24 protein-coding genes are annotated in these 24,081 nt (G+C 64.5%); all 24 read left to right on the forward strand.

The annotated features are described in order from the left end of the window. Positions 1-402, forward strand: a 402-nt coding sequence (locus KAY22_RS09895) for a GDP-mannose 4,6-dehydratase (protein WP_296622793.1), incomplete at its 5' end; no start/stop codon positions are given. A 31-nt stretch (positions 403-433) separates the two neighbouring features. Next, positions 434-1,390 (forward strand): GDP-L-fucose synthase, encoded by a 957-nt coding sequence (locus tag KAY22_RS09900; protein WP_296622795.1) that lies wholly within the window; start codon positions 434-436, stop codon positions 1,388-1,390. Between the two features lie 20 nt (positions 1,391-1,410). Next, positions 1,411-2,322: an alpha-1,2-fucosyltransferase gene (locus KAY22_RS09905; protein ID WP_296622798.1), complete on the forward strand. Its 912-nt coding sequence runs from the start codon at positions 1,411-1,413 to the stop codon at positions 2,320-2,322. A gap of 10 nt (positions 2,323-2,332) precedes the next feature. Next, complete coding sequence (locus tag KAY22_RS09910; protein ID WP_296622801.1) at positions 2,333-3,697, forward strand: lipopolysaccharide biosynthesis protein; 1,365 nt, start codon at positions 2,333-2,335, stop codon at positions 3,695-3,697. After that, entirely contained in the window at positions 3,685-4,536 is an 852-nt protein-coding gene (locus KAY22_RS09915; protein WP_296622802.1) for a sugar nucleotide-binding protein, read from the forward strand. The genes KAY22_RS09910 and KAY22_RS09915 overlap by 13 nt, the downstream gene beginning before the upstream one ends. Positions 4,537-4,583: 47 nt before the next feature. Then, on the forward strand, positions 4,584-4,922 hold the full coding sequence (locus KAY22_RS09920; RefSeq protein ID WP_296622804.1) for a cupin domain-containing protein: 339 nt from the start codon (positions 4,584-4,586) through the stop codon (positions 4,920-4,922). A 36-nt stretch (positions 4,923-4,958) separates the two neighbouring features. Then, positions 4,959-6,146, forward strand: a complete 1,188-nt coding sequence (locus KAY22_RS09925) for a glycosyltransferase (RefSeq protein ID WP_296622806.1) — start codon at positions 4,959-4,961, stop codon at positions 6,144-6,146. Beyond that, a complete protein-coding gene (locus KAY22_RS09930; protein ID WP_296622808.1) occupies positions 6,143-7,543 on the forward strand; it encodes a hypothetical protein in 1,401 nt (466 codons plus the stop codon). The genes KAY22_RS09925 and KAY22_RS09930 overlap by 4 nt, the downstream gene beginning before the upstream one ends. 22 nt (positions 7,544-7,565) lie before the next feature. Beyond that, positions 7,566-8,615 (forward strand): glycosyltransferase, encoded by a 1,050-nt coding sequence (locus tag KAY22_RS09935; RefSeq protein WP_296622810.1) that lies wholly within the window; start codon positions 7,566-7,568, stop codon positions 8,613-8,615. Next, positions 8,612-9,880 (forward strand): hypothetical protein, encoded by a 1,269-nt coding sequence (locus tag KAY22_RS09940; protein WP_296622812.1) that lies wholly within the window; start codon positions 8,612-8,614, stop codon positions 9,878-9,880. Before KAY22_RS09935 ends, KAY22_RS09940 begins: the two co-directional genes overlap by 4 nt. Before the next feature lie 69 nt (positions 9,881-9,949). Further along, the gene (locus KAY22_RS09945) at positions 9,950-10,978 is read left to right on the forward strand and encodes an N-acetylneuraminate synthase family protein (RefSeq protein WP_296622814.1); all 1,029 of its coding nucleotides are present in this window, start codon (positions 9,950-9,952) and stop codon (positions 10,976-10,978) included. Next, a complete protein-coding gene (neuC, locus tag KAY22_RS09950) occupies positions 10,971-12,125 on the forward strand; it encodes a UDP-N-acetylglucosamine 2-epimerase (protein ID WP_296622817.1) in 1,155 nt (384 codons plus the stop codon). Before KAY22_RS09945 ends, neuC begins: the two co-directional genes overlap by 8 nt. Continuing rightward, the gene (locus KAY22_RS09955) at positions 12,125-12,823 is read left to right on the forward strand and encodes an acylneuraminate cytidylyltransferase family protein (RefSeq protein WP_296622819.1); all 699 of its coding nucleotides are present in this window, start codon (positions 12,125-12,127) and stop codon (positions 12,821-12,823) included. The genes neuC and KAY22_RS09955 overlap by 1 nt, the downstream gene beginning before the upstream one ends. Beyond that, a complete protein-coding gene (locus KAY22_RS09960) occupies positions 12,820-13,578 on the forward strand; it encodes an imidazole glycerol phosphate synthase cyclase subunit (protein WP_296622820.1) in 759 nt (252 codons plus the stop codon). The genes KAY22_RS09955 and KAY22_RS09960 overlap by 4 nt, the downstream gene beginning before the upstream one ends. Beyond that, entirely contained in the window at positions 13,575-14,210 is a 636-nt protein-coding gene (hisH, locus tag KAY22_RS09965; protein WP_296622822.1) for an imidazole glycerol phosphate synthase subunit HisH, read from the forward strand. The genes KAY22_RS09960 and hisH (KAY22_RS09965) overlap by 4 nt, the downstream gene beginning before the upstream one ends. Before the next feature lie 11 nt (positions 14,211-14,221). Further along, entirely contained in the window at positions 14,222-15,442 is a 1,221-nt protein-coding gene (locus KAY22_RS09970) for an N-acetyl sugar amidotransferase (RefSeq protein ID WP_296622824.1), read from the forward strand. 20 nt (positions 15,443-15,462) lie between these two features. Then, the gene (locus KAY22_RS09975; RefSeq protein WP_296622826.1) at positions 15,463-16,608 is read left to right on the forward strand and encodes a glycosyltransferase family 1 protein; all 1,146 of its coding nucleotides are present in this window, start codon (positions 15,463-15,465) and stop codon (positions 16,606-16,608) included. An 11-nt stretch (positions 16,609-16,619) separates the two neighbouring features. Next, positions 16,620-17,771 carry a glycosyltransferase gene (locus KAY22_RS09980; protein ID WP_296622828.1) on the forward strand — a complete coding sequence of 384 codons (1,152 nt, stop codon included), beginning with the start codon at positions 16,620-16,622 and terminating at the stop codon, positions 17,769-17,771. Further along, on the forward strand, positions 17,768-18,904 hold the full coding sequence (locus KAY22_RS09985) for an N-acetyl sugar amidotransferase (protein ID WP_296622831.1): 1,137 nt from the start codon (positions 17,768-17,770) through the stop codon (positions 18,902-18,904). The genes KAY22_RS09980 and KAY22_RS09985 overlap by 4 nt, the downstream gene beginning before the upstream one ends. Continuing rightward, entirely contained in the window at positions 18,901-19,509 is a 609-nt protein-coding gene (gene hisH / locus KAY22_RS09990; RefSeq protein WP_296622834.1) for an imidazole glycerol phosphate synthase subunit HisH, read from the forward strand. The genes KAY22_RS09985 and hisH (KAY22_RS09990) overlap by 4 nt, the downstream gene beginning before the upstream one ends. Further along, complete coding sequence (locus KAY22_RS09995; protein ID WP_296622836.1) at positions 19,509-20,291, forward strand: AglZ/HisF2 family acetamidino modification protein; 783 nt, start codon at positions 19,509-19,511, stop codon at positions 20,289-20,291. The genes hisH (KAY22_RS09990) and KAY22_RS09995 overlap by 1 nt, the downstream gene beginning before the upstream one ends. Beyond that, positions 20,288-22,423 (forward strand): bi-domain-containing oxidoreductase, encoded by a 2,136-nt coding sequence (locus KAY22_RS10000; protein ID WP_296622838.1) that lies wholly within the window; start codon positions 20,288-20,290, stop codon positions 22,421-22,423. Before KAY22_RS09995 ends, KAY22_RS10000 begins: the two co-directional genes overlap by 4 nt. Before the next feature lie 40 nt (positions 22,424-22,463). Then, complete coding sequence (locus KAY22_RS10005; RefSeq protein ID WP_296622840.1) at positions 22,464-23,888, forward strand: MBL fold metallo-hydrolase; 1,425 nt, start codon at positions 22,464-22,466, stop codon at positions 23,886-23,888. Between the two features lie 10 nt (positions 23,889-23,898). After that, the coding region (locus KAY22_RS10010) for a hypothetical protein (protein ID WP_296622841.1) at positions 23,899-24,081 on the forward strand (183 nt) is incomplete at its 3' end.

Raw genomic sequence — 24,081 nt, forward strand, 5'->3', positions numbered from 1 at the left:
CGCGACTGGGGCCATGCGCGCGACTATGTCGAGGGCATGTGGCGGATCGTGCAGCAGGACAAGGCCGACGACTTCGTGCTGGCTACCGGCGAGACCCACACGGTGCGCGCCTTCGCCGAACTCGCCTTTGCCGCCGTCGGTATCACGCTCGAATGGCAGGGCGAGGGCGTGGAGGAAAAGGGCCGCTGCGCCGAGAGCGGCCGGACGCTGGTCGAGATCGATCCGCGCTATTTCCGCCCGACCGAGGTCGATCTGCTGATCGGCGATGCCAGCAAGGCGGAAAGGCTGCTGGGCTGGCGCGCCACGACCCGCTTCGCCGATCTGGTCCGCGAGATGGTCGAGGACGACCTTCGCGTGATCGCGCGCGAGACCGACTATCGCCGGCTGCGCGACGACGCCTGAGGCCAGGACAAGAATGGAGGCCCCCAGCACTATGCCGCCCGCTCTCTTCCCCCTGCGCGGCAAGCGCGTCTTCGTGGCCGGCCACAAGGGCATGGTCGGCTCGGCACTCGTCCGCCGGCTTGCTGCCGAGGATTGCGAGATCCTGACCGCCGACCGTGCGGAGCTCGACCTGCGCGACCCCGCTGCCGTCGACCGCTGGATGAAGGACCGGCGCCCCGATGCCCTGTTCCTGGCAGCGGCCAAGGTCGGCGGCATCCACGCCAATTCGTCGCTGCCGGCCGACTTCATCGCCGACAATCTGGCGATCCAGCAGGCGGTGATCATGGCAGCGCTGGCGCATGACGTCGAAAAACTGCTCTTCCTCGGATCCTCCTGCATCTATCCGCGCCTCGCGCCACAGCCGATCCCCGAGGAGGCGCTGCTCACCAGTCCTCTGGAGCCGACCAATCAATGGTATGCGATTGCCAAGATCGCGGGACTGAAACTGTGCGAGGCGATCCGCCTGCAACATGGCCGCGACTTCATTTCCGCCATGCCGACCAATCTCCACGGGCCGGGCGACAGCTACCATCCCGAGCACAGCCATGTCGCTGCCGCGCTGATCCGCCGCATCCATGTCGCGAAGGAGCAAGGGGCCGAGAGCGTCACCATCTGGGGCACCGGCCAGCCGCGTCGCGAATTCCTCCATGTCGACGATGCAGCCGATGCGCTCACCTTCCTCATGACGCATTATTCGGATGCGATGCACGTCAATGTCGGCTGCGGCGAGGACATCTCGATCCTCGAACTGGCCGAGACGATCGCGTCGATCAGCGGCTATGACGGGCGCATCGAGACCGACCCCAGCCGCCCCGACGGCACCCCGCGCAAGCTGCTCGATATTTCCCGGATCAAGGCGCTCGGCTGGTCCCCCCGTCTCGGCACGCGGGAAGGTCTGGCGCAGAGCTATGCTGCGTTCGTGCGCGACCGCCCGGACCTGCGCCACTGAGGCAGGGCGGCGGCGCAGCCATGAAGAAGGTCGTGACCATGCTGAGCGGGGGGCTGGGCAACCAGCTCTTCCAATATGCCGCTGCGCGTGGGCTGGCCGAGCGCCACGGCGCAGACCTCGTGGTCGACAGCTGGTCGGGTTTTGTCCGCGACGTCGAGTATCGCCGCAGCTTCGAACTGGGCCGCCTGCCGATCGAGGCCCGCCTCGCATCGCCGATCGAACGGCTGCCCTTCTGGACCCGCCGCATCCGGGCCGCTGTGCGCAAGCGAATCTCCCCGGCGCGCGCGGCGCCTATGCGGACATTCGCGAGCGACGCGCGTTTCCGCACCGAAGCCTCCGACCGCGCCTATGACCCCGCCCTGCTGTCCACGCCGCTGTCCGGCGACGTGTGGATGAGCGGCTATTGGCAGAGCTCGCTGTACTTCGACCATTGCGCCGGCCGCATCGCGGCCGAACTCACGCCACCGGCGCCCGACCGCCGGGCCGCGATCGATCTGACGCAGCGGCTGGAACGCAGCCCCGGCGTAGCGATCGGCATTCGCCTGTACGAGGAAGCGCGCGACCCCGGAGCGCACAGCAGCACCGGCCGACTGAAGGCGATGGACGAGATCAACGGTGCGATCGAGACAATCCATACCCGCGCGCCCGACGCCACCTATCTGATCTTCTGCAGCCACCGCGCACCCGAACTCGCCCGGCTGAAAACGCCTTCCGCGCCGATCTACGTGACCGGCGACGAAGGCTATGCAGACGCGCTCGAAAGCCTGTGGCTGATGACGCGCTGCCGCCACCATGTGATCACCAACAGCAGCTTCTACTGGTGGGGCGCCTGGCTCTCGGAAGCCATCTTCCCAGCTGAAGACCACATCATCGCCGCCGCCGCCAACTTCATCAACGCGGACAGCGTACCGCCGCGATGGTCGCGGTTTTGATGGGGGACCGATGACGGCTGCCATCGAAACACGGTCGAACCGCTGGCGCCGGCTGGGGGCGGAAGGATTCTGGATTGCCCTCGGACAGGCGGCTGTCGTCGCTGGTTCGTTAGTCCTTGTAAGGGTTCTGACCGGTGCCATGGCTCCTGCCGACTATGGCCGACTGGCGCTGGGCCTCACGATTGCGGGCCTTGCCAATCAGATGGTCACGGGCAGCATATCCAATGCCCTGTCGCGCTTCTGGAGCATCGCAGACGAACGTGGTGACCGTGACAGCTATATGGCTGCCGCAAAGCGAGCGATGGCTATTGCTTTCCTGGCCATCATAACCCTCGCCTGCGGCCTCTTGTTGTTCCTCCGTCTTGCTGGCTTTGCGGAATGGACGCCGATCGCGATCGCGGCCTTGGCTCTCGCTTTGTCGAGTGGGCTGAATGCAGCGCTGAACGGAATCCAGACCGCCGCTCGGCAACGCAAGGTCGTCGCCTTTCATTCCGCGGCCGACGCATGGCTGAAAATCGGCCTGGCGCTGCTCTTCCTGCGTGTCTTCGGGATCGGCGGAGACAGGGCGATCTGGGGTTATGCCTTGTCGGCCACATTGGTGAGCCTGTCGCAAATCATTTTCCTGCGCCGCTTGCTGATGCGCCGGGCGGCCCAACCAGCGGCGGCTCACGCCGTCAGCCAGACGCCCCGGCAGTGGATCAACGACTTCTGGACCTATGCCTGGCCTTTCATGGGGTGGGGCCTGTTCACCTGGTTGCAGACATCGTCCGACAGGTGGGCGCTGCAGGTCTTCGCCGGGCCGACCGAGGTGGGAAAATATGCCGTTCTTTACCAGCTGGGATTCGCCCCCCTCACCACCGCCTCCGGACTTCTCGTAACCCTGCTGACTCCTATCATGTTCCAGAAGGCGGGAGATGCCAGCGATGCGAACCGCATTGCTCAAGTATATGACGCAACCGCGCGCATCGCCCGCGCGATGCTGGGGCTGACCGTCGCAGCCACTGTTGCCTTCCTGCTGCTCCACGACTGGATTTTCGCCATGTTCACATCCGGACAGTTCCGGACCTCGTCGCACCTCATGCCGCTGATGGCCGCTGCAGCGGGCTTGCAGGCCTGCCACCACGTCCTCGGAATCAGGATCAGTAGCCTGCTCAAAACGCGCTCGCTTCTGGTGCCGCAGATCCTGTCGGCCATCAGCTTTGCCGCGCTGAACACGGCAGGGGCCTATCTCGCCGGCCTCACCGGGCTGATGGCCGCGCTGTGTCTTGCCTCGGCCCTTTATGCGGGGTGGATGTGGGCGCTGAGCCACGCGCTGAAACCCCATGAGTTGAAGAGAACCCACCCAACGATCGGGAGCACCGAATGCGCGTCCTGATCGTCGGCGCTTCCGGCATGATCGGCCGCCATCTGCTGCGTGACATCCCCATGATCGCGCCGGCGATCGAGGTCATCGGCACGTACAACAGTCATGCCCTGCCGCAAGGCATCGCGATGGACATCACCGATGTCGACAGCATCGCGCGCGGCATTGCCGAAAGCAAAGCGGATATCATCCTGTGGCTGGCCGGCTCGAAGGATGTCGCTGCACTGGAACGGACGCCGGACTTGAGTCTCAGCCTCAACGAGCGCCCCATCGTCGATCTGATCTCGCTGCTCGGTTCATCCTCCACGCAACCGAGACTCATCTACATCTCGAGCGACTATGTTTTCGCGGGACGGAAGGGTCATTATCGCGATTGCGACGACACCGCGCCCGACACGGTTTACGGTCTATCGAAACAGCGCGCGGAACATCTGATCGCCACGGCGCTGCCAGGCAGCACGGCGTTGCGGACCTCTGCGGTGATGAGCAGCCAGGGCGGCTTTCTCGCCTGGCTCATGGGCGAATTGCGGAGCGGCAACCAGGTCACGCTGTTTGACAATGCCGCCTTCTCACCCACCCCCCCGCTCTGTCTTTCGCGTGCCGTCGTCGCGCTGTTGCGCGACGATAGCCTCAGCGGTCCGCTGAATTTCGCCGGGCCGCGCACCACGCGCTTCGATTTCGGCAAGCGGGTATGTGAGATGTTCGGATTCTCGGCATCGCTGATACAGCCGGCCCAGGTCGACTTCGCAAAGTCTTTGCTCAAACCCGATCTGTCCTTGCTGACCAGCGAGCGACTATCGGCCTATGCACCCGACACACTCGATGCGTTCGCACCGGAGACCTGCTCATGATCCGTTTCGTCCAGCCCTATATGGACCGGTCCGATTCGCGGGGCAGCATGCGCGGCCTGCTCGACTTCGGCCGCTGGGAAGAAGCCAATATGTTCTTCTCCGAAGCGAACATGGTACGCGGCAACCACTATCACCGAGCAACGACCGAAGCCTTCATCATGCTGGAAGGGCGCGTCGAGATAACGCTGCAGCGCGTTGAAGAGTCGGAGCCGGTTGGCGAAATCCGCAAGGTGACGGCCCAGGCGGGCGACGTTTTCCTGATCGAGCCGGGGACCTGCCATCGGTTCGAGATTCTCGAACCTACAAAATGGATCAACCTGCTGGACCGGAAGCTTGACCCTGACGCTCCCGACATCGCGCAACCTTCCACTCCGATGGCCGAGTGATCCTTCTCGATACTGACCGTCGGATTAGGCCCTGAAATGCGCATCCTGCTCATGCCGGACATGACCACTGCCCATGCATCGGGGACGCTGTCCGCTTTGGCCACCATCGCCCAGTTGCGCTCGCTTGGCCATGAAGTGGCGGTAATCGACAATAAGGAGGCCGGCCCTAGACCTGCTTCCGATGGGGTAAGTTATCACCCCGCTCCAACAGCCTTGCGCTGGTATGAACATATCGCATCGCCGAAACTGACAAGCTGGTTCGACAGATTGTGCGATGCCTTCCAGCCCGATTATTTGTTGATGATCGGGAGCATTCAGAAGCCGGCTGCGCTTGCTCGCCGAGCAAGACGGCGCGGCATAAAGACCGCCTTCCTATTCTATATAAACGATTTTTTCTGCACGCGTGTCTATGCAGGACTCCCCGGCGGTCCATGCACGGCCTGCGCTGTCCAACCGGAGATCCCGGCCTTCAGAAACCGCTGTTACCGCCCCGGCCGCTTTGGACAGTTCATGAAATCCGCCATGGTGCGGGGGCTGTTGCGCAGGGAGATACGCAAGGCGCATCGGGTCCTTGGGTACAGCAAGAGCCAGACCGCGATCCACGCGATGACGGGCGTCGCCCCACAAGCCCTGGCGAAGGTGACCTTTCAGTTCGACCCTTCCGATCTGGACGACTGGGCGCCATCGGACGATGGCTATTTCGCAATCACCGGACAGGCCATAATGCAGAAGGGGTTTCACCTTCTCGCGGGCATATTGTCGCGCCTGCCCCCCACCGTCCGCGTAAAAATGTCAATCTACCATCCTGACGAAGCGCCCGGAATCATCGAACGGTTCGGTCTGCAGCCGTTCAGCGACAACGGACAGCTGGAATTCGTCTACGGCCTGCAATCGCGATCCGACTACGTCGCCTTTCTCGCGCGCGCCCGCGGGTTGATCCTGACAAGCTACTATCCGACGACTGGCGAGTTCGTGCTCCAGGAGGCCCTGTACCTCGGCAAGCCGGTCATCGCCTTCAATGTCGGGGCTCATGCGGATATCCTGCGGGACGGCGATAACGCCATGGTTGCGCCGGCAGGAATGCTGGACGAATTCGCCGAGAAGATCGTGCGCCTCGACCTCGATCCCGTGCTTCGGCGGACTATAGGCGACCGGGCGCGCCAGACTGCACTTTCCTTTTATGATCGCGCTGCGGTTGCAGAGTGGGATACCGCACTGACATGAACATGGTCGCACAGCCAGCGCTCGAACGATCTCTCAGCGCGGAACACCCGAACGGCCAGATGGGAGCCTGGCAGATTCTCTGGCCAGCCCTGTTGGGCTTGCTCAGCTTCTGGGTCTTGCTGGCTGCCATCGCTCAGCCGGGCTCCATGCCGGGGGTCAGCATGGGCGCTACTGTCCTCGCTGCGTCGATGGGATGGATCGTTTCGCTTTGGGTTTCGGTGCAGCAGCGGATAATCAGCTCACAATTGGCCATTTTGGGCCTGTTTATATTCCTGCTGCGTGTTGCGATCGGTATCGCCCATTATCTTCTCTGGTTTGATTCCTCCTATTTCGATACTTTCAACCCTACTTTTCAGTTCATCCTCGACTATGAAGCTCTAAGCTACGCAGCTGGCAAAGTATCGGATTTCTGGAACAGCTATGGCTTCAGCTGGCTCCCACAGGATTTTCTTGATCCGAAAAATTCTCTCCTCTATCCATATTTTGCCTTTCTGTTTTTCATAGGTGGGAACGAGCATTTTTTAAATTTCGGTCCGTTCAACGCACTACACAATTGCCTTGTGGCGCTGATTGCGTCGCGTTTTGCCTTCCGCCTCAAGGGCCGAGCAATCGCGCAGATCGTCTTCGTCATCACCCTGATGCAACCCTTCGGCATCATCACTACCGTTCAATGGCGCGATTCGGTCGGACAGTTCTTCCTGGTCGCCGGGGGCATCCTCTGCATTCTCGCACCGACGAACCTCAGAGGCGGGCCATCGCTGCTCCTTGGGGCTTTCTCGATGATGACGCTGCGCAACGTCTACTTCGTCAACGCGATCATCACCTTCGGCGCCAAACTGATCTCGGGCCGGAAGGTCAACGTCGTCGCTCTGGCATCCAGCCTCGCCGTAGGCGGCGCGTTGCTCCTCGCAACGATGTATTTTGCGCGCAGCATCCTCGTCTACGACCTCGACAGTGGAAACTTCTCCTTCAATCGGGGCCCCTTCCGACTGCTTTATGACATGGTGCGCAGCCTTTCGGGCCCCTTCCCCTGGACCCAGATGCTCGATCCTTCCATCGTGGGCCGCGAATATCTGCCACAGGAACTGCTGCAGGCGACATTCCATCTCGCCGCGACTTACTTGCTCTGGAAGAGCTGGCGCGCCGGTTCTCTGGATCTGAGCGATTCCACCACTCTGTCCACGCTGGCCTTCTTCGGATCGATCATGGGCGCAGGCCTGATCAGCTACGGCCACGTGACCTATGTGACGGTGTCGACCGTACTCATCCTACCCTTCATCGCAGACCTGAGCATTCAGCGCTTCTATCGCGTTTATGCGACGATCCTTCTGGGGCTGATCGCTGCCGGGGCCACATGGAGTGCGCTGGGCCTGTCGTCGGCGGTTCTCGCCGGCTGACAACCGACTGGCCTCGCTTCCCATGACCTCGCCCACCCTCGTCTATGTCGGCTCCCTCTCCGACGGACCCGATCGCGACAGCGGCTGGATCGCCGCATTCGAGGGGCTGGGTTGGCGCGTCATTCCGTTCCGGTCCGATGTGTCGGTGAGCGGGCCCAAGCCCTTGAGCTGGATCGCACGGCGCCTGCATGCCGCCCCGGCGCATCGGCGGATGCGGGCGGCGCTGGTCGATCTGTGCCGGCAGGAGCGACCGGCCTGGGTGCATTTCCGCCTGCCGCTGGCTTTCACGCGCGAGGATATCGAGGCGATCCGCGCGGGCGGGGCCATCGTCACCGATTATTTCAACGACGACCCCTTCTCACCGCATCGCGTGACTGGGCTGCACTGCCGCTTCCGCCGCGCGCTGCCGGCCTATGACGCGCATTTCGTCTATCGACGACACAATGTGGAAGCCTATCGGGCGGCAGGCGCGCGCCATGTCGAGCATTGCCCGCCCGCGCTCGACCGGGTGCGACTGGGCGCAGATGCGACCGAGGCTGCGCGCAGTGAGGACTTCATCGCCGATGCGGCCTTCCTCGGCCATTATGAGCAGGACGGGCGGCTCGACGCGATCCGGGCGCTCGACGCGGCGGGCCTGCGCGTCGCCGTGCATGGCGCAGGGTGGAGCGCCACGCTGCGTGCGGCGGGGCTCGATCATCTGCTGCCCGCTGATCCGATCTTCGGGGCGGGGTATCGACAGCTCTACCGCGACAGCCGGGCCGGGCTCTGCTTCTTCTCGCACCTCAACCGCGACAGCTGGACCGAACGGCCGCTGGAAATCGTTGCTGCCGGCGGGGCGCTCGTCTGCGAACGCACCGACGAGGCGCTCGGTCATTTCCGCGAGGGCGAGGAAGCGCTGTATTTCTCATCGGCCGAAGAGCTGGTCGCCGCATGCCGGAGGCTCCGCGACGAGCCGGGGCTGCGTGCGCGGCTGGTGGCTGCCGCATCGGCGCGCCTGGCGGCGGACGGCCATGACATCGCCGACCGCGCGCGACAGGTCGAGACCTTCGTCCGGGGGCGACTGGCCCGGTGAGCGAAGAGCGGCTGATCCTGGCCTTCGACGGCTGGACGGCGGGGCTGCCGCATTATGCGCGGCTTGTCCCCGCTTTGCGCGCGCGCGGCTATCGCCTGATGCTGGTCCACCTCGGCTCCTGGGGCCATGATATGGACCAGCCGGTCGAGGAGGAGCGCGACGGGGTGCTGGTGCGCGACATCCGCTATTATGGCCGCCTCTCCTTGGGAGCGATCCTGCGGCAGGAGCGTCCCGCCGCCCTGCTGTTCCTGTCGACCCGCGCCTTCGCCCACCAGGCGATGATCCGCCACGCCCGCCGGCTGGACATACCCACCTTGCACCTGTTCCATGGCATCTATTGCGCCGCTCCTCCGATGATGGAGGAAGTCAATTTCGAGGTCAGCCCATGGAACGACCTTAGCCTCTATGCCGGCAAGCTCTACCGCAACCTGCGCCACATCATGCCGCGCTATCTCGGCGCGCTGGCAACGACGGCGCGGGGGACGTCGGACTGGATCGAATTCGCGCGCGAGCTGAAAAGCCGGCTGACCGGGGGCACCGGTGCGGCGCTGCCCTCGGACGTCCGGACCACGGCGGGCTGCGTCTATGTGAAGGGCGACATCGCGGAGATGCGCCAATATCACCTTCCCGACGATCGCATCTTCGCCGTCGGCAATCCCGATTTCATGCAGTTCGGGCTGCAGGCCGACGACCTCGGCAGCCGGCTGGGGCTGCCGGGCAATGGCGAGATCGTCTATATCGAGACCGGCCTGCTCGCCTATGCGATCCGCTTCACATCGCGCGAGGATTATACCGCCCATCTCGACGGCATCGCCGCCGCAATCGGGCGGCATGGCTATCGCCTCGCGGTGAAGCCGCACCCGGCCTCGGTTCGGTCCGGCCTGTCGGCGGCAATCGCCAAAGCGGGCTATCGCGTCTATGACAATACAGACTTCGTCGACGGGCTGCGGGCAGCGTCGGGGGCGATGACCGAGCCCTCCTCGGCAGGCGCGGTGCCGGCGATGCTGGGCCTGCCGCTGTTCCTGATCAGCTGCGGCAAGCTGGCGGGCCGCGGCCATGGCCGGCTGTTCACGCGCTACCCCGGCTCGATTCCCGTCGAGACCATCGAGCGGCTCGACGGCATCGGCGCGGACATCGAGAAGCCGATCGATCCGGCCGCGCACCGCGCCTGGCTGGACGAATTTGCCGAGCCGCTACCGGCCTCCGCCATGCCCGATCGCGTTGCGGACATCCTGCAGGGGCTGGACCGTGGCGCAATTTCATGAACAAGCGCGGATCAGACAGGCGTGGCACAGGTCACAACCGCAGGCACGGTTTTCGCATAGAGGTATGAGATGCGCATAGGCGATCGACTTATCGGCCCCGACCATCCCCCGCTGGTGATTGCGGAGATCGGGATCAACCATGGCGGCGACCTCGACGTCGCGCGCGAGATGGTGACGCTTGCGGCGAAGGCCGGGGCGGAGTGCGTCAAGCACCAGACCCATTTCGTCGACGACGAGATGACCGACGAAGCCAAGTCGATCTTTCCGCCAAATGCCGACGTGTCGATCTGGGAGGTGATGGCCCGCTGCGCGCTGTCGGCGCAGGATGAGGTCGCGCTGAAGGCGCATGCCGAAAGCCTTGGGCTGATCTATTTGTCGACGCCTTTCTCGCGCAAGGCCGCCGACTTCCTCGAATCGATCGGGGTTCTCGCCTACAAGATCGGCTCGGGCGAGGCGGATCATCTACCGCTGATCCGGCACATCGCCCGCTTCGGCAAGCCGGTGATCCTGTCGACGGGGATGCAGACGATCGCTTCGATCGGCGCATCGGTCGACATATTGCGTGCCAGCGGCGTGCCCTTCGCGCTGCTCGAATGCACCAATCTCTACCCCTCGCCGCCCGAAATCGTGTCGTTGCGCGGGATCACCGATCTGCGCGCGGCCTTCCCCGACGCGATCATCGGCTTTTCCGACCATTCGATCGGTCCGGAAATGGCGCTGGCCGGCGTGGCGCTGGGCGCCTGCATCGTCGAGCGGCACTATACCGACAGCCGCTATCGCAAGGGGCCCGACATCGCCTGCTCGATGGACCCGGCCGAGCTGCGCCACCTGATCGACAGATCGCGCGAGATCCACACCGCCCTCCATAACCCGAAGCAGCGGACCGCGCCCGAGGAAGACGTCTATCGCTTTGCGCGCGGATCGATCGTCGCCGACCGCGACCTCGAAGCCGGCACTGTCCTCGCCGAAGCCGACATCTGGGCGCGGCGGCCGGGCAATGGCGAGATACCGGCTTACGAGTTCGACGCGCTGATCGGCCGCCGGCTCAACCGCGCGGTGACGCGCAACACCCAGCTCAAATGGTCCGATCTTGACTGACCGAAGCGGCAACGACGGCATGACGGCGCGCAACATCCTGTTCGTAACGGGAACGCGCGCCGATTACGGCAAGATGGAGCCGCTTGCGCTGGCCGCCAGGGCGCAGGGCCATCGCGTGACATTCTTCGTCACCGGCATGCACATGCTCGAACGCTATGGCCTCACCAAGTCCGAGGTGCACAGCAAGGGCCATTTCGAGGTCGTCGAATTCATCAACCAGCGCCAGGGCGACCCGCAGGACATCATCCTCGCCAAGACCGTGATCGGCTTCTCCGACTATCTGAAGGAGCTGCAACCCGATCTGGTCGTGATCCATGGCGACCGGGTCGAGGCGCTGGCCTGTGCGCTGGTCTGCGCCACCAACTATGTCCTCTGTGCGCATGTCGAAGGCGGCGAGGTTTCGGGGACGATCGACGAGCTGTTCCGCCACTGCAATACGAAGCTGTCGCGCATCCACCTCGTCAGTTCGGATGAGGCGAAGCGGCGCGTCGTTCGGCTCGGCGAGGCCGAGGATGCCGTACATGTCATCGGGTCGCCCGAACTCGACATCCACGACCAGCCTTCGGGCGTCGATCTCGCCGAAGTGCTCCGCTATTATGAGATCGCATCGGCCGACTATGGCGTGTGCGTCTTCCACCCCGTCACCTCGGAAGCCGACAGCATCGGCGCGCAGGCCGAGGCGCTGTTCGGGACATTGGAGGCCTCGGGTCGCTATTTCGTGGTGATCCTGCCGAACAACGATCCGGGATCGGAGGCTATCAACGCGGTCATCGCGCGGCTGCCGCGCGACCGCTTCCGCGTCCTGCCGTCGATGCGCTTCGCCTATTTCTCCGAGCTGATGCGCAACGCCCGGCTGATCGTCGGCAACAGCAGCGCCGGAGTGCGCGAGGCACCATTCCTCGGCCTGCCCTCGCTCGACATCGGATCGCGCCAGGCGAACCGCGCCTGTGCGGACTCGGTTCAGGGCTGCACCGCCTTCGACCGCGAGGCGATCGGTGCCTTCCTCGCCGATCAATGGGGCCGCCGCTATCCGCGCCACACCGGTTTCGGCACCGGCTCGGCCGCCGAACGCTTCGCCGCCTTGCTGGCCCAGCCGGGGACCTGGGCGGTGCCGATGCAGAAATATTTCGTGGACGAGGCCGTCTGATGGCGACCGCGTCCCCCGTCATCGCGCTTGTCCCCGTGCGCGGCGGCTCGAAGGGGCTGCCCGGCAAGAATCTGCGTCCGCTCGCGGGCGTTCCGCTCTACCTCCATGCGGTGCGACAGGCCCTACGGGTTGCCGGGCGCTGCATCGTCACGACCGACATCGAGGAGATATTGGCGGAACCCGCGCCTGAGGGCTGCACCATATTGCGCAGGCCTGCCGAGCTGGCGGGTGACGCCGTAGCGATGCTCGACGTGGTGCGCGACGTGATCGGCCGGCTCGACCTCCACGCCGAAACGCTGCTCCTGCTCCAGGCGACCTCGCCGCTGCGGTCGGACGACGACCTCCGCGCGGTGCTCGATCTCCACGCCTCGGGCCGCTTCGCGATGACGATGGCAGTGGCGCCGGTGGATCGCAGCCAGCTGAAGTTCGGTATTCTCGACGGCGACGCCTTCCGCCCGGTCGCCGACCCGGCCTATTGTTTCACCAACCGTCAGGCCCTGCCGGAAACAGGCCGGCCCAATGGCGCTGCCTATGCCTTCACCGCAGACGCCTTCCGGGCCGCCGGCGGATGGCCCTATCAGTCGATCGGCGCGGTCGCGATGCCGCCCGAACGCTCGCTCGACATCGACACGCTCGAAGATTTCGACCGGGTGGAAGCCGTGTTGGCAGACCGGGGCGCGGAGGCATCGCGCCTATGACCTCGCCGCTGCGCATCATCGCCCGGCTCGACGTAAAGAACGAGCATGTCATCAAGGGCATCCATCTCGAAGGCCTGCGCAAGGTCGGCGATCCCAACGAACTCGCGCTGCGCTATTATCAGCAGGGCGTCGACGAGATCGTCTTCATGGATGCCGTCGCCAGCCTCTACGACCGCAACAACCTGTTCCACATCATCGAACAGGCGTGCCGCAACGTGTTCGTGCCGATCGCGATCGGCGGGGGGCTTCGGACGATCGACGACGTCTCGCGCGCGCTGGGCGCCGGCGCCGACAAGGTGGTGATCAACACCGGCGCCATCCGCAACATCGCGCTGGTCGAACAGATTGCCGGCAAGTTCGGATCGCAATGCCTGATCGGATCGATCGAGGCCAAGCGCGCGGGCAACAGCTGGACCGCCTATATCGACAATGGCCGCGAACCGTCCGGCCATGACGTGCTCGATTGGGCGCGCCGGCTGGAAGAGGCTGGGGTGGGCGAGATCCTCGTGACTTCGATCGACCAGGAAGGCACCGGCCGGGGCTTCGACGTCGCCCTCGCCCGCGCCCTGGAAGAGACGACCAGCCGCCCGATCATCGTCAGCGGCGGCTATGCCGGCGCCAAGGATGTGAAACGATTGCTCGCCGAAACGCATCCCTCGGCGATCGCTGTCGCCGGAGCCCTGCATTATGGCCGAACCGACGTCGCCCGGATCCGCGATGAGGTCGAAACCTGCCTGGCGGGGGGCGCGGCATGACGGCGATGCGCGTGGGCGTGATCGACTATGGCGTGGGTAATCTGCGCAGCGTCGCCAATGCGCTGATCGAGATTGGTGCAGACCCCTGCATCAGCGCGGATCCTGCCGAACTGGCGGCCTGCCCCCGGCTGATCCTGCCGGGTGTCGGCGCCTTCGGCGAAGGGATGCGGGCGCTTCAGGCAACGGGGCTGGACCGACTGGTGCGCGATGCCGCTGCGGGCGGTACGCCGCTGCTTGGCATCTGTCTCGGCATGCAGATGCTGGTCGAAAGCAGCACCGAGTTCGGACAGTGGGACGGTCTGTCGATCCTGCCCGGACAGGTCGCCAGGCTCGACGACCCGTTGGCCGAAACAAAGCAGCGCCTGCCCAATGTCGGCTGGCTGCCCGTGGCGCGCACCGCCTCTTCGGCGCCGGTCGAGCGGCTGTTCGATGGCATCGACGAGGCCGCGCGCTTCTACTTCATCCATTCCTTCGCCGTCGCCAGCGGCAGCCCTGCCACGATCGCAACCGCCCGTTATGGCCAGCACGACTTCGCGGCGGTCATTGCCCGGGGGAATGTGATCGGCACCCAGTTCCACCCGGAGAAGAGCGGTCCCGCCGGGCTCCGCCTGCTTCGCAACTTCCTGTCTTGAAGGGTCAGTCAATGTCGAGCCTTGAAGCCTTTTACGGCCTGCCGAGCGAGGTGGTCTTCTGCCGTAAATGCGTGATCTCCAACCAGCGCCCGAGCTCGACCGTCGAGTTCAAGCACAAGGCCGACGAGAAGAAGGCGACGATCGGCTTCGACGAAGACGGCGTGTGCGATGCCTGCCGCTATCATGAGATCAAGGACGCCCGGATCGACTGGAAGAAGCGCGAGGACCAGCTCGTTGCCCTGCTCGACAAGTTCCGGCGCACCGACGGCGGCTATGACGTGGTCGTGCCGGGCAGTGGCGGCAAGGACAGCGCCTTCACCTCGCACATGCTCAAATATCGCTATGGCATGAACCCGCTGACGGTGACCTGGGCACCGCATCTCTACACCGATATCGGCTGGAAGAATTTCGAGGCGTGGACCCATGTCGGCGGGCATGACAATCTGCTGTTCACTCCGAACGGCAAGCTGCACCGGCTGCTCACCAGCCTCGCCTTCAAGAATCTGCTGCACCCGTTCCAGCCGTTCATCGTCGGGCAGCGCATCATCGGGCCCGCGATTGCCGCCAAGTTCGACATCCCCCTCGTCATGTATGGCGAGAACCAGGCCGAATATGGCAACAACCCCGACGACAATTATGTGCCGACGATGGATCGGAAGTTCTTCAGCACGCAGGACCCGCTGGAGATGCGGCTGGGCGGCGTGCCGGTGGCGGACATCATCCGCGACCATGGCTTCACCATCAACGACTTCGCCCCCTACATCCCGCCTTCGGCCGAGCAGCTCGAGAAGAAGAACATCGAGGTTCACTATCTCGGCTATTATCTGAAGTGGGATCCGCAGGAATGCTATTATTATGCGGTCGAAAATACCGGCTTCCAGGCCAATTCCGAGCGCACACCGGGAACCTATTCGAAATATTCGAGCATCGACGACAAGATCGACATGTTCCATTATTTCACGACCCTGATCAAATTCGGGATCGGCCGCGCCACCTATGACGCCGCGCAGGAGATCCGGAATGGCAAGATCACGCGTTCCGAGGGTGTGCACCTCGTGCGCAAATATGACCAGGAATTCCCCGCCAAATATTATGAGGACTTCCTCGACTATGTCGACATGACCGACCCCGAATTCTGGGAGACGGTCGATCGCTTCCGCTCGCCGCATCTGTGGGAGAAGAGCGGCAACGGCTGGCAACTGCGTCATGTCGTAGAAGATCTGGCCGGCTGAGAACGGGCCGCGGCCTCGACATGACCGGCGCGCCCCGTATCGGCATCGACGCGATCAACCTCCTCGGCGGAGGCGGGCGTACGCATCTGATCGAACTGCTCGGCGCGTCCGATCCCGCGCGGCACGGCTTTTCGACCATCATCGTCTGGGGATGCCCCGACACGATCGAGCAACTGCCCCGGCGGCCCTGGATCGAACCCCGCCCGGTACGGTCACTGAGCGATGCGACGATCTTTCACCGCAGCTTCTGGCAGCTGGCCCAACTCTCCAGGGAAGCCCGGCGCGCCCGATGCGACGTGCTGCTCGTGCCGGGGGGCAGCTTCTTCGGGGACTTCCATCCCTTCGTCGCCATGTCACAGAACATGCTGCCCTTCGAAACCGCCGAGCGCGCCCGTTATGGCTGGAGCCTGAAGCGGTTCCGACTGGCGCTGCTGCACCTGACGCAGCGCTCGAGCTTTCGCCGCGCCGATGCGGTAATCTCGCTGTCAGGGCACGCGCGGGCGATGATCGAGGCGGTGCGCGGGATCGCCTCCGACCGCATCACCGTCATCCCGCACGGGGTCGGCACCCGGTTCCACCAGCCCCCCGATGCCCGCTCCGACACACCGGGCGAGCCGCTCACCCTTCTCTATGTGTCGCCGATCGAGCCGTACAAGCATCATGACCATGTGATCGCCGGCGTGGCGCAGGCCCGGAAGGACAGCGGCCGCGATCTGCGGCTTCGGCTTGTCGGACCGGGCAATCTGGCACGGCGTCGGGCGCTAAAGGCGCTTATCCAGCGCTTCGACAAGATGAGTCAGTGGATCAGCTATACCGGCCCTGTACCCTTTGATCAGATCGACCGGGAGATGAAGGCTGCCGACATCGCCCTGTTCGCTTCGAGCTGCGAAGCCTGTCCGAACATATTGCTCGAATATATGGCAGCCGGGTTGCCGATCCTTTCGTCCGATCGCGGCCCGATGCCGGAAATCGCGGGCGATGCGGCCGCCTATTTCGATCCCGAGGATACGGGTTCGCTCGCATCTGCACTGGTCCGCCTCGTCACAGCTCCTGATGAGCGCGACCGGATAGCAGGGGCGGCCTACGCCAAAGCCCGAGAGATGAGCTGGACGCGTTGTGCCGACGACAGCTTCTCCCTCCTAGTCCACATCGCCCGCAGCCGCTGAATCCCTTTTTCATGGCAATGCCTCCCGTCTTCGGCATCAATGCATGCCGTGCCCGATCCGGCGGCGCGGTCGCGCATGTCATCGGGCTGATCGAACAAAGCGCTCCTGAGCGGCACGGCTTCTCCGCGCTCCATCTCTGGGCTTTCGACGACCTCCTCGCGCGCGTCCCCGACCGACCCTGGCTGCACAAGCATTCGACCGGGCGCTGGCAGGCCTCGGTAGGGCTGGAGCTGTTCTGGGAGCGCTTCCTGCTGCCTGGCGAAGCGCGGCGCGCGGGAATCGATCTGCTGTTCAACGTCGACGCCGGGTCCGTCTGCCGCTTCCGGCCGAGCGTTACGATGAGCCAGGACATGCTGCCGTTCGAGCCTGGCGAGATGGATCGCTATCCTGCAGGCAAGGCGCGCCTGCGACTCGAAACGCTGCGCCGCTTACAGGCCGCAGCATTGCGACACGCCGATGGCACAATTTTTTTGACGCGCTATTCGGCCGATCGGATCGGGCAGGTGACAGGGCCGCTGCCCAATATGGCCGTGATTCCCCACGGCATCGATCAACGTTTTCTGGACATGGGTGCGGCGGTGGCGAGAGAGTCGCTCCGGGCGTGCCTCTACATCTCCAACGCCGCCCCCTACAAACATCAGTGGCATGTCGTCGAGGCGATCGCCCAGTTGCGCGCAGAAGGTTTGCCGCTACGGCTGACGCTGGTCGGTGGAGGATCGGGTCCGGCGATGGATAGGCTGCATGCGGCCGTGGCGATGCATGATCCGCAGGGCGCGTTCGTCACGCTCAAGCCTTTCGTCCCGCATGCGGAGATACCGGAGTTGCTGGAGCGTGCCGAAATATTTCTGTTTGCATCAAGTTGTGAAAGCATGCCGGTAACGCTGCTCGAAGGGATGGCGGCTGGGCTGCCCATCGCCTGTTCGGAGAGAGGACCGATGCCGGACATCTTGCAGGATGGAGGGACCTTCTTTAATCCGGAGTCACCGGCAAGCATCGCCAATGCAGTTGGGGCTTTGGTGTGTAACCCGGTGGAATCAAACGCCTATGCTGCGCGTGCCAAGGCCATTGCCCAGTCTTTTTCCTGGCAGCGCTGCGCCGACCAGACCTTTGATTTCCTCTTGTCGACACTCGAGCGATCGCATGGGGAGCGAATTGCTGAATGAAGCGCACATATCAGGTCTGCACGCGCTGCGTGATGGACACCACCGACGCTGCGATCAGCTTCGACGCCGCAGGCGTCTGCGACCATTGCCGGACCTTCGACAGCCAGATTCTGCCTGACTGGCAGCCGAGCGAGACACACAGCGCCGAACTGGAGGCATCGATAGAAGCGATCCGCAAGGCGGGTCGCGGCCGCGATTTCGACTGCATCATCGGCATGAGCGGGGGCATCGACAGCTCCTATCTCACCTATCTGGCCAAGGAGCGCTTCGGGCTACGGCCGCTGGTGTTTCACGTCGATGCCGGCTGGAACAGCCAGATCGCGGTCAACAACATCGAACGGATCATCGATGGCCTGGGGCTCGACCTCTATACCGAGGTCATCGACTGGGAGGAGATGAAGGACCTGCAACTGGCCTTCTTCAAGTCGGGCGTGCCGCATATCGACACGCCGCAGGATCATGCCTTCTTTGCCACTATGTATCGTTTTGCGGCTCGGCACGGGATAAAGCATATCCTGACGGGCGCCAACTACTCGACCGAATGCGTCCGCAATCCCATGGAATGGATGTATTATCAGTCCGACAGCATCCAGCTGCGCGACATCCATCGCCGCCATGGTACACGGCCACTCCGCCGTTTCCCGGTAACCTCGATCCTGTGGCACAAGCTGTGGTTGCCTTATGTGCGGGGCATCAAGGTGGTTCGCCCGCTCAACCAGATCCCTTACGTCCAGAAGGATGCAAAAGCCCTCCTGATCGAACGCTTCGGCTGGCAGCCCTATCCGCAGAAGCATTTCGAGTCCCGCTTCACGCGCTTCTACGAGAGTTACTGGCTGCCCGAACGCTTCGGCTATGACGTCCGCAAGGTGCAATATTCGAGCCTGATCCTGACCGGCCAGATGAGCCGCGACGAAGCGATCGAACGGCTCAAGGCACCCAGCTACGACAAGGCGACGATCGCTTCCGAGATCGAATTCGTGGCCAGCAAGCTCGGCATCAGCGTCGACGAATTGAACGGCTATATGGTTCTCCCCAAACGCAGCTTCCGCGACTATCGCTCGCAGCAGCATATCTACAAGCTGGGTGCACGGGCGATGCGTCTGTTCGGGATGGAGCGCGGCGGCAAGAGATGATCGGCCTCGTCGACTATGGGCTCGGCAATCTGGAGGCCTTTGCGAGTATCTATCGGCGGCTCGGGGTCGAAGCCCGCAGGCTGACCGACCCGGCCGAACTCGCAACCGCCGACCGCTTGATCCTGCCCGGCGTCGGCGCCTTCGACTGGGCGATGGCGCGCCTCCACGAGTCCGGTCTGCGCGAGGCCCTCGACGAGGCGGTGCTCGAACGCGCGATTCCCGTGCTGGGCGTCTGCGTCGGCATGCAGATGATGCTCGACAGCAGCGAAGAGGGATCGCTTCCGGGGCTTGGCTGGATCACCGGCCATGTCGCCCGGATCGATGCCGGCCATGGCCTGCCGCTTCCCCATATGGGCTGGAACGACCCGCGCCTGGCAGACGACCCTCTGTTTGCGGGGCTCGACGACCCGCGCTTCTACTTCCTCCATTCCTTCGGCGCGGTCCCGGCAGCGCGGCAGACCTCGATCGCCGAAGCCGATTATGGCAGCCGCTTCTGCTGCGCAGTGCGGCGCGACCATATTGCCGGCGTGCAATTCCATCCTGAGAAAAGCCATCATTGGGGTGTGCGCCTGCTCGCCAACTTTGCCGCAATCGACATCGCCTGATGCTGCGCCCGCGTATCATTCCCTGCCTGCTGCTCAGCGATGGCGGCCTGGTGAAGACGCGGCGCTTCGCCGACCCCAAATATGTCGGCGATCCGATCAATGCCGTCCGCATCTTCAACGAGAAGGAGGTCGACGAGTTGATCGTCCTCGACATCGGCGCGACGAGGCACGGGAAGGCGCCCGATCATGCCCTGATCGCGCGGATGGCGAACGAATGCCGGATGCCGCTCTGCTATGGCGGCGGCATCGCCAGCGAAGATGAGGTCGACCGGATCATCTCGCTGGGCGTGGAGAAGGTCTCGCTGAGCGCGGCCGCGCTGGCCGACCCCTCGCTGATCGACCGAAGCGCCCGCCGGGTCGGGACGCAGAGCATCGTCGTCACGCTCGACATCCGCAAGACCGGCCTGCTCGGCGGCCAGTCGGTGGTCACGCACAACGGCACGCGCAAGACCGGTCGAAAGCCGCTCGACGTGGCAGCCGAGATGCAGGCGCGCGGCGCAGGCGAGATCGTGGTCAACATGGTCGACCGTGATGGTGAGATGGGCGGCTATGATCTGGACTTCGTCGCCCGGATGCGCGAGGCGGTGACGATACCGGTAACGCTGCTGGGGGGCGCGGGTTCGCTGGACGATATCGCCGCGCTGATCCGGCAGGAAGGGATTATCGGGGCGGCAGCGGGCAGTCTGTTCGTTTTCAAGGGGAAGTATCGCGCCGTGCTGATCAACTATCCCAATCGGGAAGAGAAGGACGCACTGCTGTCGCGGGCAGGGTTCGGCGGGTGAAGCAGATCCTCCAGAATCTCGGCAATGGCGTGACCAGCCTCACCGACGTGCCCGCGCCCCGAGCCGGCCGGGGCAAGCTGCTGATCCGAACCAGCCACTCGCTGATCTCGGCGGGGACGGAGCGTATGCTGGTCGACTTCGGCAAGGCCGGCTGGATCGACAAGGCGCGCCAGCAGCCCGACAAGGTCCGCCAAGTGCTGGAAAAGATGCGCACCGACGGGGTCGTCGCGACGGTCGACGCGGTACGCAGCAAGCTCGATCAGCCGATAGCCCTCGGCTATTGCAATGTCGGACGGATACTCGATCTGGGCGCAGGGGTGGACGGTTTCGCGGTCGGCGACCGGGTCGCGAGCAACGGCAACCATGCGGAGATCGTCGCAGTCCCCCGCAATCTGTGCGCACGCATTCCCGACGCGGTCAGCGACGAGGCGGCGGCCTTCACCGTCATCGGGGCGATCGGTCTGCAGGGCATCCGGCTGGCTGATCCCAAACTGGGGGAATGCGTCGCGGTGTTCGGGCTCGGCCTGATCGGGCTGCTGACCGTGCAGATGCTGCGCGCGCAGGGCTGTCGTGTTCTGGGCATCGACATCGATCCGGACCGGCTTGCCATGGCACAGCGCTTCGGCGCCGAGGTGGTCAACCCGGCGGCGGGCGAGGATGTGCTCGGGCGTGCCGCCACCTTTTCGCGCGGCGCCGGTGTCGACGCGGTGCTGATCACCGCCGCCAGCAAGAGCAACGACATCGTCGCACAGGCCGCGCAGATGTCGCGCAAGCGCGGGCGGATCGTCCTGATCGGCGTCGTCGGTCTCAACCTCTCCCGCGCGGATTTCTACGAGAAGGAACTGAGCTTCCAGGTCAGCTGCTCCTACGGCCCGGGCCGCTACGACCCCAGCTATGAGGCGGGCGGTCAGGACTATCCGATCGGCTTCGTCCGCTGGACAGAACAGCGCAATTTCGAGGCGGTACTCGACCTGATGGCGTCAGGCGCGATCGACGTCGCGCCGCTGATCTCGCATCGCTTCGACCTCGACGATACCGAAGCCGCCTTCGCGCTGCTGACCTCGGACGAGCCTTCGCTCGGCATCATGCTGCGCTATGCCGCCGATGCGGAGGCCGATGCCCGCCTCAAACTCCGCACCGTCGCGGTCGGGGAGCCGGCGCCGACGCGCGCGGGCGGAACGCCCGGCATCGCCTTTCTCGGTGCGGGCAATTATGCGGGCCGCGTTCTCATGCCGGCGTTCAAGGCCGGTGGCGCCGATCTGCGTACGGCGGTAAGCGGGGGCGGTTTCAGCGCGGTCCACTTCGCGCGCAAACATGGCTTCGGCCAGGCAAGCACCGATCAGGAAGCCGTGCTCGCCGACACGGCGGTGGATGCCGTCGTGATCGCGACACGCCACGATGCCCATGCCGGACAGGTGCTGGCTGCGCTGCGCGCCGGCAAGCATGTCTTCTGCGAAAAGCCGCTCTGCCTGACGCTCGACGAACTGGCGGAGATCGAGCGCGAAGCCGAAGCGCGTCCCGACCAGAAACTGATGGTCGGTTTCAACCGACGCTTCGCACCGCTGATCGTCAAGGCAGAGGCTTTGCTACGGCCGGTCGCAGGCCCCAGGGCGATGATCATGACGGTCAATGCCGGGGTCATTCCCCCCGATCACTGGACGCAGGATCCCGCAATCGGGGGTGGCAGGATCGTTGGCGAGGCCTGCCATTTCATCGATCTGCTGCGTTGCTTCGCCGGCGCCCCGATCGAAACCGTACGGGCGATGCCGCTCGGCCGGCCCGAGCAGCGCGCCGCCTGCCCCGACAACGCGACGATCCAGCTTGGCTTCGCCGACGGATCGACGGGCACGATCCACTATCTCGCCAATGGCGATCGCGGCTTTCCCAAGGAGCGGCTGGAGCTGTTCGCCGGGGGCAGGATCCTGCGGCTCGACAATTTCCGCCTGCTTGAAGGCTGGGGCTTCGGCGCCTTCCGCCGGAAGCGCAGCTGGAAGCAGGACAAGGGCCAGCAGGCCTGTGCCGCCGCCTTCATCGATGCGATCCGGACGGGCGCCAAAGCGCCGATCGCGCTGGACGAGATCATCGAGGTGAGCCGCGCCAGCATCGAAGCGGCCGCATTGCTGCGCGAATGAAGGGTGGACGATCGAAAGCGATGGTGGGGAGGGCAGGGCATTGAAGTTCCGCATCCTCGGCCATGCCAGCCTCGAAGTGGAGGCGGGCGGAACCAGCCTGGTCTGTGACCCATGGCTCGCGGGTAGCGCCTATTGGCGGTCCTGGTGGAATTTTCCGCCGCCGCCCGAAGACCTGCTCGACGGGCTCGCCCCCGACTTCATCTATCTCTCGCACCTTCACTGGGACCATTTCCACGGGCCTACGCTGCGCCGGCTGGGGCTCGACCGGACGATCCTGGTTCCCCGCACCCCCGATCGGCGGATCATCGACGATCTGCGCAAGATGGGCTGCAGCGATGTCCGCGAACTTGACCACGGCGTCGGCGTCGACCTCGGCGGGCTGCGCGTCACCAGCTATCAGATCGGCCCCTTCACCGACTCGGCGCTGGTGATAGAGGCGGACGGCACGGTCATCCTCAACGCCAATGACGCCAAGTTCATGGGCGGGCCCCTGCGGCAGATATTGCGCCGCCATCCGCGCATCGATTTCGCACTGCGCAGCCACAGCTCGGCCAATTCGCGCCTCTGCTACCGCTTCACCGACGCGCCCGACGAGAGCTTCGACGACCTGACCGCCTATTCGCGCGAGTTCGCCCGCTTCTGCGCGGCAGTCCGGCCGCGTTACGCGATCCCCTTCGCCAGCAACCACTGCTTCCTCCACGAGGAAACCTACGCCTTCAACGATACGGTGAACTTCAGCGCCAATGTCGCCGCCTATTTCGCGAAGCGCGGCATCACCGAACCAACCTGCGTGCCGATGAGCCCCGGCGACCGGTGGAACAGCGAGGGCGGCTTCCAGCTGGCGCCGGCCATCACCGATCTGCAGGCAGCGATCGAGCGCTATCGCAGCGCTAAACTGCCAACTCTGGAGCGGCAGAAGGAGAAGGAAGCGGCAACAGGCATGGCCACCCGCTTCGTCATCCGCCATCTGCAGGACATCATCGACGGCACCCCGCGCCTGCTGCGCCAGCGCTTCCGGGACAAGCCGATCCTCATCGTCGGGCACAGCGCCAAGGGCGACAAGGCCGTAGCCGTCGACCTTGCGCGCGGAAGCGCTAGCGAGGTCGCAGCGGACGAGATCGAACGCTGGCCGATCCGCATCCACAGCAGCGCGCTGATCATCAACGATTGCTGCGCCACGCGGAACTGGAACAGTCTGGGCATCTCGAAGCGCGTTCGCTTCGTGTGCAGCCGCCGCGACGCATCGATCCTTCGTCTGTTCAACTACGTCCTCAACGCGCATGAATATGAGCTGTTGCCGATCCGGCATGTCCTCGACCGACGCTTCATCGGCGTGTGGCTGCGGCGCTGGCGCGAAATTCCGCTTTACCTCCATATCCTGACCAATTTCGCGCTGCGCCGCGGCTTCGACATGGGCCGCCATCTTCCCCGATCGGCATCGGCCGCGCTGGGCCAGGGCCGCTGACGCAAGGGTCATGATCGGCTCCTATCGACGTTTCGCGCGGGAACTCGCCTTTGCGCGCCATGTGCCGCCTGGCCGAATTCTGCGCCGGCTCGTCCTGACCGCCAAGCGGCGCTGGAGCGATGTGCGGCCGCCGCGCTTCGACCATCCGGCTCCCGCTCGCGCACCGCACTTGCCTCAGCCGGTACTGGCACCC

The sequence above is a fragment of the Rhizorhabdus sp. genome, from assembly GCF_018006725.1.
GTDB lineage: Bacteria > Pseudomonadota > Alphaproteobacteria > Sphingomonadales > Sphingomonadaceae > Rhizorhabdus.